General features: G+C 43.3%; 13 protein-coding genes. 1 reads left to right on the top strand and 12 read right to left on the bottom strand.

The window, feature by feature from the left end:
- Positions 1 to 43 precede the first annotated feature (43 nt).
- Positions 44 to 1399 (bottom strand): aspartate aminotransferase family protein, encoded by a 1356-nt coding sequence (locus tag JTI58_RS17700; protein ID WP_205442626.1) that lies wholly within the window; start codon positions 1397 to 1399, stop codon positions 44 to 46.
- 140 nt (positions 1400 to 1539) lie between these two features.
- Here JTI58_RS17700 and JTI58_RS17695 point away from each other — a divergent pair, with 140 nt between their 5' ends.
- Positions 1540 to 3177 (top strand): PucR family transcriptional regulator, encoded by a 1638-nt coding sequence (locus JTI58_RS17695; RefSeq protein ID WP_205442625.1) that lies wholly within the window; start codon positions 1540 to 1542, stop codon positions 3175 to 3177.
- On the opposite strand, the gene JTI58_RS17690 is transcribed toward JTI58_RS17695, so the two are convergent.
- From JTI58_RS17690 to JTI58_RS17640, 11 genes are all read right to left on the bottom strand, one after another.
- Entirely contained in the window at positions 3166 to 3993 is an 828-nt protein-coding gene (locus JTI58_RS17690; RefSeq protein WP_205442624.1) for an ABC transporter permease, read from the bottom strand. The genes JTI58_RS17695 and JTI58_RS17690 overlap by 12 nt on opposite strands.
- A 12-nt stretch (positions 3994 to 4005) precedes the next feature.
- Entirely contained in the window at positions 4006 to 4947 is a 942-nt protein-coding gene (locus tag JTI58_RS17685) for an ABC transporter permease (protein WP_205442623.1), read from the bottom strand.
- Positions 4948 to 4963: 16 nt separating this feature from the next.
- Positions 4964 to 6511, bottom strand: a complete 1548-nt coding sequence (locus tag JTI58_RS17680) for an ABC transporter substrate-binding protein (RefSeq protein ID WP_205442622.1) — start codon at positions 6509 to 6511, stop codon at positions 4964 to 4966.
- A gap of 17 nt (positions 6512 to 6528) precedes the next feature.
- Positions 6529 to 7500 carry a P1 family peptidase gene (locus tag JTI58_RS17675; RefSeq protein ID WP_205442620.1) on the bottom strand — a complete coding sequence of 324 codons (972 nt, stop codon included), beginning with the start codon at positions 7498 to 7500 and terminating at the stop codon, positions 6529 to 6531.
- Between the two features lie 42 nt (positions 7501 to 7542).
- Positions 7543 to 8517: an ABC transporter ATP-binding protein gene (locus JTI58_RS17670; RefSeq protein ID WP_205442619.1), complete on the bottom strand. Its 975-nt coding sequence runs from the start codon at positions 8515 to 8517 to the stop codon at positions 7543 to 7545.
- On the bottom strand, positions 8486 to 9520 hold the full coding sequence (locus tag JTI58_RS17665; RefSeq protein ID WP_205442618.1) for an ABC transporter ATP-binding protein: 1035 nt from the start codon (positions 9518 to 9520) through the stop codon (positions 8486 to 8488). Before JTI58_RS17665 ends, JTI58_RS17670 begins: the two co-directional genes overlap by 32 nt.
- Positions 9521 to 9535: 15 nt before the next feature.
- Positions 9536 to 10990, bottom strand: coding sequence for an aldehyde dehydrogenase family protein (locus tag JTI58_RS17660; protein WP_205442617.1), 1455 nt, complete (start codon positions 10988 to 10990; stop codon positions 9536 to 9538).
- A 10-nt stretch (positions 10991 to 11000) separates the two neighbouring features.
- A complete protein-coding gene (locus JTI58_RS17655) occupies positions 11001 to 11747 on the bottom strand; it encodes an SDR family NAD(P)-dependent oxidoreductase (protein ID WP_205442615.1) in 747 nt (248 codons plus the stop codon).
- A 1-nt stretch (position 11748) separates the two neighbouring features.
- Entirely contained in the window at positions 11749 to 12837 is a 1089-nt protein-coding gene (locus JTI58_RS17650; RefSeq protein WP_205442614.1) for a tartrate dehydrogenase, read from the bottom strand.
- The gene (locus JTI58_RS17645; protein ID WP_205442613.1) at positions 12834 to 14066 is read right to left on the bottom strand and encodes a M20 family metallopeptidase; all 1233 of its coding nucleotides are present in this window, start codon (positions 14064 to 14066) and stop codon (positions 12834 to 12836) included. The genes JTI58_RS17650 and JTI58_RS17645 overlap by 4 nt, the downstream gene beginning before the upstream one ends.
- Positions 14067 to 15284: 1218 nt before the next feature.
- Entirely contained in the window at positions 15285 to 16412 is a 1128-nt protein-coding gene (locus JTI58_RS17640; protein WP_205442612.1) for a conserved virulence factor C family protein, read from the bottom strand.
- Position 16413 lies beyond the last annotated feature (1 nt).

Here is a 16413-nt window from a genome sequence, read left to right as displayed (position 1 = left end):
GACGATCCCATGTGGTTTATCGCACACTTGGAATCGCCTTAAGCTAGACATTGGCTGCAAATACTCTTTTTAATACAGCAACCATAAAGTCAAAGTCCTCGTCTGTACAGCAAAGCGGTGGACTTAACGTAATGATATTATTGAAACCTTCGACTGTATCACCATTTCTTCCAACAATTAAGCCATTTGCTTGACAATCAGCCATAATTTTCGCTACAAGCTCAGGCTTGGCAGGTGTTTGAGATTGTTTATCTTCGACCAGCTCGATGCCAATGAGTAACCCAAGCCCACGTATATCGCCAACGAAGGGCAGCTCTAATAAGTCTTGCAAATCATGTAGGAATTGAATTCCTAAATCTCTTGCTCGTTGCACAAGTCCTTCTTCTTCCAGGATTTTTATATTTTCTAAGGCCACTGCACAAGCTGCCGGATTGCCGCCAAATGTATTAATATGGCGGAAATGACTATAGCCGTCCGTCTCTTTAAATTTTTCATAAATCTCTTTACGTATAGCTGTAATGGATAGTGGTAGGTAGGCACTCGTTAATCCTTTCGCCATGGTAATGACATCTGGTCGAATATCAAAATGCTGATGGCCAAATAGCTTACCTGTCCGTCCGAAGCCACATATAACTTCATCCATGATGAGTAATACCCCATGCTTTCTACAAATGTGCTCGACTTCTTTGACATATGTTGGATGTGGAATAAGCACTCCACCACCCGTGATGAGTGGCTCCATAATGACAGCCGCAATGGTTTCTTTTTGCTCCCAAATAATCTTTTCTTCCATTTCTCGGGCAAGTGCTAAGCTGTATGCCTCAATGGACTGCCCTTTTGGACGACGATAGTGATCAGGTGGAGCAACATGTAAGAAGCCTGGTGTCAACGGCTCATACTTAAATTTACGTAATGCTTGTCCTGTAGCAGCTAAAGCCCCAAGTGAACTGCCATGATAGCCCCGATAACGAGCAATGATTTTGTAGCGGTTCCCTTCCCCATTTTGTTGATGGTATTGACGTATTAACTTAAACGCCACCTCATTCGCATCTGAGCCACTATTGGAATAAAACATCATATAGTCATCATCAAGTAAGCTGTTAATTTTTTCAGCGAGTCTGATGGCAGGTTCATGGCTTTGTGTTAGGGGAGCATAGCAGAGCTTTTTCAGCTGCTCATACGCAACCTTTGCAAGACGCTCACGCCCATACCCTACATTCACTGCCCATAAGCCTGACATGCCATCTAAAAAGCGATTGCCTAAACTATCTGTAATCCATGCCCCTTCTCCCTGTTCAATAATGGGCGGTGCTTTGTCGTTGTGCATGGACATGTGATGCCAAACATTTTCATGATCTTTTTGTTGTAAAGTATGTGTAAACTGATCATTTCGCTCCATATCATGACCTCCAATCGTCTATCATCGGTGCCTTTTTGTCTATCACCATTTTCCCTATTAAGCTAGTTAATATTGAAATTTTCTGATTTCTCTAACATAATGAAATAGACATTGTACATTCGAAGGGCAGGTGCTAATTGATGTCGAAACATCCTCTACTCGTACGTGATGTCCTCAAGCGCAAGCATTTTGAATCGGCGAAGCTTATCGCAGGGCAGCATGGCCTTGATCGACAAGTATTGTGGACACATATATTAGAAATTAAAGATTTTGACACATTGATCAATGGTGGTGAATTAATTTTAACCACCGGTGTCGGTTTACAGCTAGAACGAGAAACACAAATCGCCTACTTACAAAACCTTATTCGTAATGAGGCAGCTGGTCTTTGTATAGAAATTGGAGACTATTTTGACCATGTCCCCGTAGAATTGATTGCCATGGCAAATGCCCATCATTTCCCTATCATTATCTTTGAAGAAATTGTACGATTTATTGATATTACGCAAGATTTGCACACGTACATAATTAATCAACACCAACAGGCACTTACACAGCTAGATACACTATCCAAAACTTTTATGGAATTATCATTAATGCCCAATGGTATTTTAAAAATATTACAAGTGCTCCACCAAGATGCAGATGCGCCATTTTTATTTGTCTCAGAAGATACAAAAAGCTTTTATTACCCGATGGAAGCTAAAAAATACTTACGTGTCATGGAAGAGCATTGTCAGCAGTTAGAACTACAAGAGCCCTTGCACCTTTTGTCCTTGGACAAAGACCATTTTGTCATTATTCCTGTTAATGGGCTTGGACAAGTTTGGGGCTATTTATGTATGCATTCTGGACTGCCAAAGCCGAGTGATTACACCTTGTTAAATCTTGAACGGGCGACCATGTCGATAGCCCATATTTTAATGCGTAACCGTATGCTTCAGGAGCGACAGCAAAGCCGTGAGGATGAATTTATCCTAGCCTTAATTCAAGGTCAGCCAGTAGATATTCAATACTATCAAAGCTATTTACCAATCGAAAGTCGTAATTTATTTTACCGAGTCGTCGTGTTCAATCTACATGATGAGGCCAATACTGTGCCTGAAGAAGAATGGCAGGAAATACAGCTCCAAAATGCCATGTATGTTCGTTCGATTCTGAAAAAGCTAGGGTTTTTCCCTACTGTTTCTGTAAGACAGCATGAGATTATTATTTTAGCCTTTTACATTGCGGCAGATTATATGAAAGACAATCGCGACGCCTTTGATCAAGCGATTTCACAGATTGTTGCACGAAAAGCAGCACAATTTTTTGAGCAACTTACCCTTAGCTGTGGTATTAGCAATGTCTATCAAACGATTGAAAGTGTTCATCTGGGCTATAAGGAAGCCAAATCAGCCATCCACATGCAGCATCATCAATTGACGAGCTCCATCTATTATAAGGATTTAGGTGTTTATCGATTGTTATTACAGCAGGATCAAACAGCCCTCCTACAATTTGTAAAAGATTACTTGCAAGAAATTTTAGTATTAGATCAAAAAAGTAGCCATGATTTATTTCAAACATTAGCTGTGTATCTAACCTGTAATGGGGCTAAAAATGATACGGCAGAACAACTGTTTATTGTCCGTCAAACACTCTATAAACGAATTGAACGGCTGGAAAGTATATTAGGTGCTGATTTTTTACAAGCTCCCCATCGCCTCAATATTGAAATGGCTGTTAAGGCATATGAACTGTTGCAAAAAACAGCACCTGATCTATTACGATTTTGAACGTGGGTCCATAAAATCTCGTAAAGCATTACTGAGCATATATAAGCCTAGAACAAGAATCGTAATGGCTCCACCAGGGGCGTACGTATACCATGGGGCACCGATTAAATAGGCTTGTGAATCTTTTAACATTCTGCCCCAGCTAGGGTTTGGTGGCTGTACCCCAAGCCCTAAATAGCTCAATGCTGCCTCGGCCAGCATAGCCGTCGCAAATGTTACGGTTGCCGCAACAATAATTTGCGATGAAATGTTCGGCAAAATATGGCGGAACATGATGCTATAAGGCTTAACCCCAATTAATTTCGCTGCCAGCACATATTCTGAGTCACGTTGTTGCACAAAGCCACTGCGGGCAATCCTAGCAATAGCAGGTATCGCGATAATGCCAAGCGCTATGGCTGTATTCGTTATTCCTGGGCCGAATACCGCTACAAGCATTAATGCTAAAATGATCCCTGGAAAGGCCATTAAAGCGTCCATCGTGCGCATAAATATTTCATCGACCCAGCCACCAACATAGCCTGCAATCCCGCCTATGAGAATGCCAAACACCGTTCCGATTGCAACCGTTAATAGACCAACGGCAAAGGCTGTTTGTGTCCCCTTCATAATGCGGCTAAAAATATCTCGCCCGAATTCATCTGTTCCAAACATATAAGCACCACCTGGACCACGCAATTTTTCCGGTATATTCATCGCGTTGACATCATGGGGTGTATAAAAAAAGCTAACAAGCATGACGAGCAGAAAGCCAACAATGACGAGGAGACCAATGACTAAATTGATTTTTTTAGTATAGCGCTGTAGTTGTTTCATGGTAGTCACCTCTTAACGTAATCGAATTCTAGGGTCCAACACAGAATATAAAACATCGACGATAAAATTAATCATGACGACAGCTACTGTAATATACATAACGATCCCCTGTACGAGTGGGAAATCGCGATTACTGATAGCCGTAATCAATAATTGACCAATCCCTGGTAATGAAAACACCTGCTCCACAATAATCGTCCCTGCCACAACCTCCGCCATAATCAAACCAAAAACCGTCAATATCGGGATCATTGAATTTTTCAAAACATGCTTATACATCACATTTTGTTCAGACATCCCTTTACTGCGTATTGTGCGGACATAATCGAGCTGGACCTGCTCCAATATAGCTGTACGGACATAACGAAAATTCACCGCAATTTGGGGAATCGCAATCGTTAAAGCTGGAAGTATGAGCGTACTGAGCGCCCCTGCTAAACTTTGTGTCCAAGGAATATAGCCACTAATTTTAAAGAAGCTGAACTGTAAGCCAATGTAAAGAATAAGCATCATCCCAAGCCAAAAGGAAGGCACGGCCATACCGATTTGGGTTACAGTCGATAAGGACACATCACTTAATTTATTTTGTCTTCTTGCTGCAAACATCCCTAAAGGTAAGGAGATGATTAAGACAATGATAAGGGTGAGCCCTGCTAATGACATGGTGACAGGAAGTCGATCAAATAGTAATTCTTTTACTGGCATGGAAAATCGAATGGAATTCCCTAATTGCCCTGTCAATAAGCCCTTCATCCAATCCACATATTGTTCATAAAGAGGACGATCCAAGCCAAGCTCAGATCGTAAATTTTCAATTTGAGTGGGATCCGCTTCTGTCCCTAGCATCGTTCGAACCGGATCACCAGGTAATATTTGAAAAACACCAAATGTAATAATGGATACTAGAAGGATGGTTGTTATTAACAGGATGATTCGACGTAGGATATACATCATAAGCACTCATCCCTTTCTAGTTTGAAAACTTGACCTCTGACATATCGTGGAACCAGAATGGATAGCTCTTCAGCCCCGTCACTTGTTTATCAGAGCCCCAAACGATTTGATAATCCGCAATATATACCGCTGTCGCCTGCTCTGCTAAAATTTCCTGTGCACGATGATAGTAATCTATTTGTTTGGCTTGATCTGTTTCCTTTAAAACATCGGCCATAATTTTGTCGTATTCTTCATTTTTAAATAAGAAGAAGTTTTCACTATCATTTGTAGAAATGTAATCATTCAACACTTCAAAAGCAGATGCACGACCCGTTAAATCAATCGTTGTCATTGCATAATCACGACCAAAGTAAACGCGATCTAGCCAAATTCCCCATTCCACGACTTCAATTTCTACATCAATGCCGATTTCTTGCAAATTAGCCACGACAATTTGTGCAATGTTTGAGTAAATATCATTGTGTGAAGACACTGTAATTTTTGTTTTAAAGCCATCAGGATATCCCGCTTCCGCTAATAAGGCCTTCGCTTTTTCCACATCTCGCTCATACATGCTTTCTAAGCCCTTCTTTTGGAAATCGCCCATTGCTGGACTCATATTAGAGCCAAGTGGCACGGCGTAGCCTGCAAACACAGAGTCAATAATATCAGCTTTACTAATAGCGTAATTGATTGCTTGACGAACCTTCACATTATCAAATGGTGCCTTTGTTTCGTTAAATGTCACAATAAGAGATGAGTTATTATTTTGATGTGATAAATTATAGCTTCCCTCTACCTCGCTCACACGGTGCCAAGGAACACTCGTTAAATCAACTTCATTGGCCATCAAGCTCATAATGGCTGCCTGATCATCTGATTGGAAGGCAAAGGTTACTTTATTCAAATAAGGTAATCCTTCCTGCCAGTACTGCTCATTTTTCTTAAGCTCTAAATTTGTACCTGGTGCATATTTCACAAAGGCAAATGGGCCTGTACCAATTGGATTTTCATTATGCTTCCCATCATTGCGCTTCGGAATAATAGCTGATTGTCTTCCTGTTAATGAATAGAGGAAATTTGAATTTGGCTCTTTTAGCTTGATCACAAATGTACTCGCATCAGGTGCCTCTGTAGATGCCACGTTATCAAAGCTATTGGACATTTTTTCCCCACCATTTTTTCCCATTAAACGGTCAAAGGAATATTGAATATCCTCCATCGTTAAGTCATCACCATTATGAAACTTCACACCTTGGCGAATTTTAAACGTATACGTTAAGCCATCCTCAGAGATTTCATGGCTTTCAGCAAGTCCCTCTTTTAACGAGCCATCTGTTTCAGGAGCCATTAGCCCCTCAAAGATATTAAGAATCATTTGATACGAAATGGACGCTGTCGCTTTATGTGGATCTAAAAAATCTGGATCATCATTGACACGTACAACAATTTCCTGTGGAACATCTGCTGCCGTTTGACCATCCGTAGTTGTCGTATTTTTCTCTCCATCACTTGAACACGCCGCCATAACGATTGCCATTAACACTGTTATTAGTATCAATCCGCTTTTTTTCCATTGCATGGCCGTTCCCCCTTTTCCTAAGTGCTTATCTTTTGAATGCTTGTATAACTTTCAACATCCGCCAATCGATCAGCGGCTTTAATACCAGCAAGAATCGCTTCCTCCATCACCTTTGTTGCTAGTTGACCTAAATAATCAAGTGCATAGGATTGATCGCCCGTCCCGAGCACAAAAATCGTATCGCCATCCAGCATCGTATGAACAGGATAAATCGTTCGTGCTAAGGCATTTTGTGTAAGCTGCGCAATCTTTTTAGCCTCTGCCTTCGTTAGCTTGGCATTCACTGCCACCACACCAATGGTTGTATTGGTACCAGCTAATGCCTCTGATTGCGCATGCTCCTCCAGATAGGCACAGCAATCCACCCATTGACCAGAATGCGCATCTCTTGCTCCAGCTAAAATTTGCCTTGTCGTAGGGTCCTTGACATCTCCTACTGCATTGACAGCCACGATTGCACCTGCTACAAGACCACCTTTCCCCGCATAGGAAGCACTACCAAGCCCACCTTTCATCGCAAACGCTGGACCTGCTAATTTGCCTACAGTTGCTCCGTAGCCAGCGCCTACATTGCCATTTGGAAATAACCCAACTTGTGCTGCTTGTGCCGCTTCATAGCCCATTTGTGCAGTAGGTCGAGCATGCGGATCACCGATAAATAAGTCAAAGAGGACCGCACTTGGCACAATCGGTATTTTTGCCACACCTGCATCGACCCCAATCCCTTGCTCCTCTAAAAATTGCATCACACCTGTAGCAGCGTCTAATCCAAACGCACTGCCACCAGCTAAACAAATGGCATGGACTCGATCAATCTCATTGATGGGATCTAACGCGTCTGTTTCACGAGTACCTGGTGCAGAGCCCCGAACATCCACTCCACACACCGCCCCGTTTTCCACTAATAGCGCCGTGCAGCCAGTGATGCCCTCCTTGTTTTCACGATGTCCCACCTTAACACCTGGCACATCTGTTATATTGCCAAACATCATCAACACCTCGATTCTTAAATAAATTTAATATTCTGATTATTAATCATACAAAAAGCAAGCTACGCGTTGATGATCATTTTCATTCTGAAGCACCGGTCTTTCCTGATGACATCTTTCCATCACAAATGGGCAACGTGTATGAAAGACACAGCCGACAGGTGGATTCATCGGGCTTGGTAACTCGCCCTGTAAAAGTATTTCTTGTTTTGGCTCATCAAAATTAACCACTGGTATCGCAGATAGTAATGCTTGTGTATAGGGATGCAATGGATTGGCATATAGCTCCTTCTTTGTTCCAACTTCTACCACTCTACCTAAATACAGCACTGCCACACGGTCACTAATATGCTTCACAACGCTTAAGTCATGTGAGATAAATAAATAGGTTAATTGAAATTCATCCTGTAAATCCATCATGAGATTGAGCACTTGCGATTGCACCGACACATCCAGTGCAGATACGGGCTCATCGGCAATAATGAATTCTGGATGAATCGCTAATGCCCGTGCAATCCCAATTCGCTGTCGTTGTCCACCAGAAAACTCATGCGGAAACTTTTGCATGGCATCCTCAGGTAGCCCTACCTTTTGTAACAGCTCCCTCACACGCTCTTTTCGTTGCTCCTTCGTCAAGGTTAATTGCAGCTTCATCGGTTCTTCGATAATAGAACCGATTCGCATCCGAGGATTGAGTGAGGCGAAGGGATCCTGAAAAATCATTTGCATTTGATTGCGGTAACTTTGCAGCTTATTCCCCTTTAAATGCTGGATGGGCTGCCCTTTATACAACACTTCCCCTGCCGTTGGTTCAACGAGCTTTAAAATTGTTCGTCCAAAGGTGGATTTTCCTGAACCTGATTCGCCAACAATACCAAGTGTTTCTCCTCTATAAATCTCTATTGAAATATCGTCAACTGCCTTGATGACTTTTTTCTCTTCCTTCATCGACTTGCGCTTCACAGGAAAGTAGGCTTTTAAATGATTAATTTCCAGCAAAACTTCTTTCTTCGTCATGAGCCAGCTCTCCTTTCTCTGTGAATAAATGACAGCGCACCTTATGTGCCTCTTGAATGTAATGAACTGCGGGTTGCTCCTGATGACAATGCTGCATCGCATGTGGACAGCGAGGGGCAAAGCGACAGCCGTCAGGTAATGCATATGCTGGTGGCACAGTCCCAGGAATCGACGGCAGCCTTTTGACATCTGTTTCAAGGCTTGGCATCGTCTTTAAAAGAGCCGTTGTATAAGGATGCTGTGGATTTAAAAATAGCTCTCTTACTGGCGCTTCCTCGACTATCTGCCCTGCATACATCACCATGACACGGTCAGCTGTTTCTGCGACAACACTCATATCATGGGTGATGAATAAAATGGCTGACCGATGCTCTTCCTTCATTTTCAGCATTAGCTTTAATATCTGTGCCTGTACCGTGACATCCAGCGCAGTAGTTGGCTCATCCGCAATCAATAGCTGCGGATTATTGGACATCGCGATGGCAATCATGACACGTTGCCGCATCCCGCCTGATAATTGGTGAGGATATTCAGCGATGACCTTTTCTGCATTCGCAATCCCGACTTCCTTTAAGAGCTGAAGCGCTTTATGCCACGCCTCTTTTTTTGATACCTTTTGATGTCTGCGTATGCCTTCTATCATTTGATTGCCAATCGTAAAAACGGGATCTAAAGAGGTCATGGGCTCTTGAAAAATCATACTCATTTCATTACCACGAATACGGCTCATCTCTTTATTTTTATAGCTAAGTAGATTTTTGCCGTTGAAGGTTATAGAACCTGCTGTAATTTCTCCTGGTGGTATGGGCAGCAACCGCATGATGGCTAAGGATGTAATGCTTTTGCCACTACCCGATTCACCTACTAGTGCAACGGTTTCTCCTTTGTGAATGGCAAAATTTACATCTTCAACAACTTTAGCCTCTTTTCCATTTTTCAGATGGAATTTGATTGATAATTGATTGACCTCTAAAAGCACTTCTTTTTCTTTTGGCTGTTCCATATGCGTCCCTCCATCTCAGTGTTGATTAGGTGGTGCATAGCGTATAGCGATGTTTTTCATTTGCGTATAGTTTCGCAGTGCAACAAAGCCCTTCTCTCGACCAATTCCGCTTTTTTTATAGCCTCCAAACGGCATTTGAATGCCTCCAGCAGCCCCATAATTATTGACAAATACTTGGCCAGCCTGCACACGACTTGCCACATAATGAGCCGTATCAATATTTTGCGACCAAATGCCCGCCACTAAGCCATAGTCTGTGCTATTGGCTAATGCGATAGCTTCTTCTACAGTGGAAAATGTCAAGACGGTTAACACAGGGCCAAAGATTTCTTCCTGCGCTAATGGATCTTTTGGATCAACGCCATCTAGTATAGTTGGCTGTACATAAAAGCCATTTTCATAGCCTGCCAATGTCAATGGTTCTCCACCCGTAACTACATAGCCATCTACCTTTGCTTGCTGTAATAATGCAGTGATTTTCGTATATTGTTGTTCATTTAGTAGCGGCCCCATATCCATATCCGCTTCACCTGGCCCTACTTGTATCGCTTGGAATTTTTGCGCTAATTGTGCAATGAAGGACTCTTTGATACGTTCCTCAATGAGTAAACGTGCCCCTGCTGAACAAGTTTGACCAGCATTTTGGATAATCGCACGTACAACCCCCTCTAATGCCTGCTCGATGTTAGCATCCGCAAAAACAATATTAGGTGATTTCCCTCCAAGCTCTAATGTCACAGGCACAACATTTTCCGCTGCCGCCTTCATCACCGCAATCCCTGTTGGAACAGAACCTGTAAACGTAATATGATTAATATCGGGTTGTGATGTTAAATAAGGGCCAACATCTCGTCCCAAGCCCGTAATATGCTGGAAAATCCCTTTTGGTAGCTTATCCGCGAACCATTGTGCAATGGCATGGGTTGTCAGCGGTGTATCTTCCGCACTTTTCACAATGACTGCATTACCAGTCGCTATAGCCGCTGCGACACTTCTTGCCGTAATTTGAATCGGATAATTCCATGGCACAATATGTACCGTAATGCCGACTGGCTCTAGCACTACTGCATTTAATAGCCCATCCTCAATCGGAATGGTATCCCCCATCACCTTATCCGCTGCACCGCCGTAAAATTCAAAATAGCGAGCCGCTGCTTCAATATCTGCTCTTGCCTGTGATAAGGGCTTTCCTACATCCCGACATTCGAGTAAACTCCATTCCTCAGCATGCTTACGAATATAATGAGCAAATTCGATCAATAACTGCCCACGTTCATAGGCTTTCCATTGACGCCAGTCCTCTCGTTCAAATGCTATACGAGCTGCACGTACTGCCTCTTCTACATGTTCTTTACTCGCGTTACTAATTTGTGCAATCACTTCACCTGTTGAGGGATTCTTAACATCTAGGTATGCCTCTGCATCACCGTGAACCCACTCGCCATCTATCAACATAGGAATTTTTTTCATCGTACCCCTCCTATAATCCACGACCACCATCTACATGTAATGTCGTCCCTGTAACCATGCTTGCTGCGTCCGACAGTAAATAACTAACTGCCCCTGCTATATCTGATGGCTTCACCAATCGCCCAAGTGGGACAGACTGCACAAACACACTTTGCTTCGTTTGCCCTACATCAGCACCCTGTGCGGCAAATTGACCAAGCATCTGTGTGTCGGCTGGGCCTGGATGAATCGTATTAACACGAATTTGACTGGAAGCAAGCTCAATCGCAAGCCCTCTTGTAAAGCTCTCTGCTGCACCCTTCGACGCAATATAGGCTTGTAAGCCCGGTCTAGGTCGCACCGCTGAAATCGAGGCAATTGTAATAATAGAACCCCTTTGCTGTTTTTTCATAAAAGGGACCACTGCCTTTGTCGTGATAAATAAACTTTTCACATTCACATCCATCAAACGATTCCATTCATCCATCGAGACCTCTTCAATCGGTGTAGCTGACTGGGCAATGCCCAGTGCATTCACAAGGCCATCAATTCTGCCATACTTGTCAAAAACCTGCTGGCAGATGGCTTGCACACGCTCCTCCTGCAACACATTGACTTCAAAGCATTGGAGGGCATCCTGTGCAATATCGGATAAGGCATCAATCGATAAATCAAGCCCTACGACTCGGTTGCCCTGCTTTAATTGCTCTTGAATAATGGCCTTGCCCATACCGCCTCCTGCACCTGTAACCACAATCACCTTTTGCTCAACTGTCATGCTAAACACCTCCTGCTGTTAACGTTCTATTAATGATTTCCTGACAAATCGCATCGCCCATTTGTGCTGTTGTCGCTTGTCCACCAATATCTGCTGTTTTCACAACGCCTTCTTGCAGCACTGCTGTAATAGCTTTGACAATGAGCTGTTCTAAATCTGGTCTACCCTGATGTCCAAGAAGCAAGGCAAGCGACCAAATTTGTGCGATTGGATTGGCAATGCCCTTGCCTGCAATATCTGGTGCTGAGCCATGAACAGGCTCAAACATCGATGGAAAATCCTTTTCTGGATTCAGATTGGCCGATGGAGACAGACCAAGTCCTCCGACAATGGCAGAGCCTAAATCAGATAAAATATCGCCAAACAAATTGGACGCCACCACCACCTCGAAATCCTGTGGTCGTTCTACAAAATAGGCAACTAATGCATCGATATAAATGGATTCAAGCTGCAGTGCTGGTGAGCTTTGGGCCACCGTTTTTCTTGTATGCTCGTCCCAGAATTTCATCGAATGAATAATGGCATTCGATTTTGTCGCACTTGTTATTTTGGTTTTACCGTGTTGCTTCGCATAATCACAGGCGGCTTGGACAATCTTTTCAATCCCCATTCGCGTCATGATGGTATTTTGAATCGTCATTTCCTGTGGCTGCTGCTGGTACAGTCGACCACCACTGTCCGAATATTCGCCCTCTGCATTTTCACGGAAGATCACAAAGTCAATCTCTTTGCCGTTAGCCAACGGAGACGCGATCCCTGGCAGTGATTTAATAGGACGGAAATTCACATATTGCTGGAAATGTTTCCGAATGGGCATAATCAATTCCCAAACGGTCACATCATCTGGCACACGTGCATCACCAATAGCGCCGAATAAAATCGCATCAAATGTTTGAAGTGTTGCCAGTGCATCCTCAGGCATCATATAGCCATGCTGCACGTAGTAATCGGAGCTCCAAGGAAAAATGGTAGTTTTGATGTGTAAGGAGCTATGTTGTTCTTGCAAACAATTTAAAACTTTTAACGCTTCCTGCATCACTTCTTTTCCTATACCATCTCCTGGTATTACCGCTATTTTGATCGCCGTCATTGTGCATCACCCGCCAAAAATTTTAATGCTGCCAAACGGTAAATTGCCGTTGTTTCTGCCAACTCTTCAATATCTACATACTCATTGATTTGATGAGGGATTTCTCGATCTCCTGCACCAACCGTTACAATCGGAATACCATGCACATGAAGAAACGTACCATCTGTCGCACCTGGAACACCGTTATATTTTGGTTCCTTTTCTGTTACCTCTGCCACAGCTTCATAAATAGCCTGTACAACCGGGTCTTCCTTCGCTGTTGCTGTTGCAGGTCGGTTATCAAGGACCGTTAATTCAACTTTGAAATCAGGATCATTTGCTTGTAATCGTTTAATAATCGCTTCGATTTTGCCCAGCAGTTCATCATGATCCTGCGCAGGCACCGTACGAATATCGAGCGTCGTCATACAATGATCAGGAATGACATTGATTTGTGCATCGCCTTTTACCGGCGCACGTAAAATCGTTGGTGTAATAGAAGGCCAATTCAGCATTGGATCACGCCCTAACCGTGCTTGCTCCTCTTTTTCTAATTTTTCAAGCTCTACGATGAAACGTGCCATACGCCAGTTAGGATTGATACCGCTCCACGAAATGGCACCATGCGCCATTTTACCAAAAATATCTACTTGTAAACGAATAGCCCCACGCTGGGCAATACACACATTATTTTCCTGTGGCTCACAGATAATCGCCCCATCCACGCCATCAGCCCAGCCATTTTTAATAAAATGTTTAATGCCAAGCATAAGCCCTTCTTCATCACAAGGAATACATAAAATAATCTTGCCCGTAAACGCCTCTTGATCTAGTAGCAAAGACTGACAAGCCGTAATCATACAAGCAAGATTCCCCTTTGTATCATTCGTTCCCCTGCCATACATACGCCCATCGACAATTTCTGCTCCAAATGGATCATAGGCCCAAGCCTCTCGATTGCCCTCTGTCACCACATCCGTATGTCCTTCGAAAAGTAATGTTTTCCCAGGCTTGCCCGAATCAATAATACCAATGACATTTGGTCGCCCTGGCACAACCTCCTCGATATGCGTCTCGATCCCAATATCTCGTAAATACGCCGCTACAAAAGTTGCCACCTCTTGCTCATTGCCCTTCGGATCGTTCTCACGGTAAACGCTTTCAATGCGTACGAGCTTCTGTGTTAAGGCAATGACCGCCTCACGATCACGCACATACGATTTCGTTGTCTTTAAACTAGTTACTGTCATGCAAAGGACCTCCTATTTTTAAAGAATATTCTGAATTTATGTTATTTTAACATTGTCCTTTCTCTATGAAACTAGACAATATGTTAATGATTCAAAGTAGGCCCTTAACTTTTTGTTTAGCAATAAATCACTAGAAAACAACATTTTTTTCTGTTTTACGCGTTTTTTCGATCCATTCACTGAATTCACTGAATGCAGGAGATGATTGGTTTCGATAGGAGTGGTTTTGGATGGTTGATAGATTTTTAGTTTGGAAGAGGGCAATACTTTTTTTGGAGCGGGGTTTCGCTTCTTAGGAGCGGCTTTCTCACCTTTTAGAGCAGGGATTCGCTTCTTAGGAGCGGTCTTACCCCTTTTTAGAGCGGGTTTTCACTTCTTAGGAGCGGCTTTCTCACCTTTTAGAGCGGATATTCGCTTCTTAGGAGCGGCTTTCTTAACTTTTTGGAGCGGGCTTTCGCTTCTTAGGAGCGGTCTTACCCCTTTTTAGAGCGGGTTCCCACTTCTTAGGAGCGGCTTTCTTAACTTTTTGAGCAGGGATTCGCTTCTTAGGAGCGGCTTTCTCTCTTTTTGGAGCAGGCTTTCGCTTCTTAGGAGCGGCTTTCTCTCTTTTTAGAGCGGGAATTCGCTTCTTAGGAGCGGCTTTCTCTCTTTTTGGAGCGGGGATTCACTTCTTAGGAGCAGCTTTCTCACCTTTTAGAGCGGGGATTCGCTTCTTAGGAGCGGCTCTCTCTCTTTTTGGAGCGGGCTTTCGCTTCTTAGGAGCGACTTTCTCACCTTTTAGAGCGGGGATTCGCTTCTTAAGAGCGGCTTTCTCTCTTTTTAGAGCGGGCTTTCGCTTCTTAGGAGCGGCTTTCTCTCTTTTTAGAGCGGGTTCTCACTTCTTAAGAGCGGCTTTCTCTCTTTTTAGAGCGGGCTTTCACTTCTTAGGAGCGGCTTCATCATTTTTGAGAGCAGGTCCTCATTTCTACGAGTGGCTCTCTCTCTCTCTTTTTAGAGCGGGTTCTCACTTCTTAAGAGCGACTTTCACTTCTTAGGAGCGGTCTTACCCCTTTTTAGATCAGGTTCTCTCTTTTTAGAGCGACTCCTCATTTCTTACGAGCGACTTTCCAACTTCTTGGAGCGGACCCTCACTATTCAGGATCAACTTCACCCACTGATTAGAGCAACCCCCAACCATTACAAAACAGAAAAAAACCAGCGTCTGCTGGTTTTTCCTGATTATTGTTGACGGGATTCGGTCATTTGCTTCCAGACCGAGCCTTTTGCTTCTTCGCCCTGTTCGATACGGGCAATGGCCATTTTCACTTGTAGCTTCACTTCGAATTCTTTGTCATCCTCAGCAGCCTTCAATGCTGGTAAGGATTGCTCCGTGCCGACTTCATATAAATACATCGCTGCGCGCCAGCGAACCAATTTGTTTTTATCCTGTAAGGCTTGTAGCATGGCTTCTTCAAATTCTACTAAGCCAAGGTCACTCATGCAGTCACCTGCTGTTCGGCGTACCGCTGCGCTTTTATCCTGTAGGGCTCTTTCTAAATAAGGTACAACAGCCACATCCTCAATCATGCCTAAGTATACTGTTGCTAATCGACGAATGGACATTTGTTCATCCTGTAAGGCCAAATCCAATAGCGGTAGATCTTCTAGCTCAGGGTCAGCCATTTGGTCAAGTAATTGGAAGCGTTTCTCCCATTCTGGTTGCTTGAACTGCTCCACCGTCACTTTTAGTTTATCCGTTTTCAACACTGCTTTTTCGCCATCATTATTGATAGCTGCGACAATTTCTGCTAAACGGTCAGCAGAATAAGTGACATCAATCTCCTGTTGGACGGTTTCTGCAATTTCTTCCAGCTCACCGTAGCGAACACCATAATCAATCCACTTACGTTGGAAAATATAGTTTTCATCTACTGCTGATTCAATGATTTGATTAAACGCATCGACAAAACGGTCACCACAGCTAATACGATACTCGCGTTGATTATCAAAAACTTTTACTTGTAAAGGCACCTGCTTGTAAAACTGTACATGCACGTAAACCTCTCCATAAAATTCATTGGCTACAACGGTTTCTTCTTGTGTTTGGACATCTTCCCCTAACACTTGACGAATACTTGCTAGAATGCCTTCCCATGCATATTTGGCATTACGCTCAACAGCAAAGAAATCGGCTACATGGTAAACGCCCTTTACTCCTTCAATCGCTAAAATAGCAGCAGCCTCGCCAGTTGCTTCGTCTTTATTATCTTTTGTAAAATTATAGCTTTTCCCGAACGGTAGCTCTGTATCAACAACAATCTTCATAGAATTGGGACTTGGCGTCGGTTCAATTGTAATAATCTTCATG

It is taken from the genome of Lysinibacillus fusiformis (assembly GCF_016925635.1).
Lineage (GTDB): Bacteria > Bacillota > Bacilli > Bacillales_A > Planococcaceae > Lysinibacillus > Lysinibacillus fusiformis_F.
Note: the sequence above shows the minus strand (reverse complement) of the source record. Positions and strands in the feature narration are given on the sequence as shown.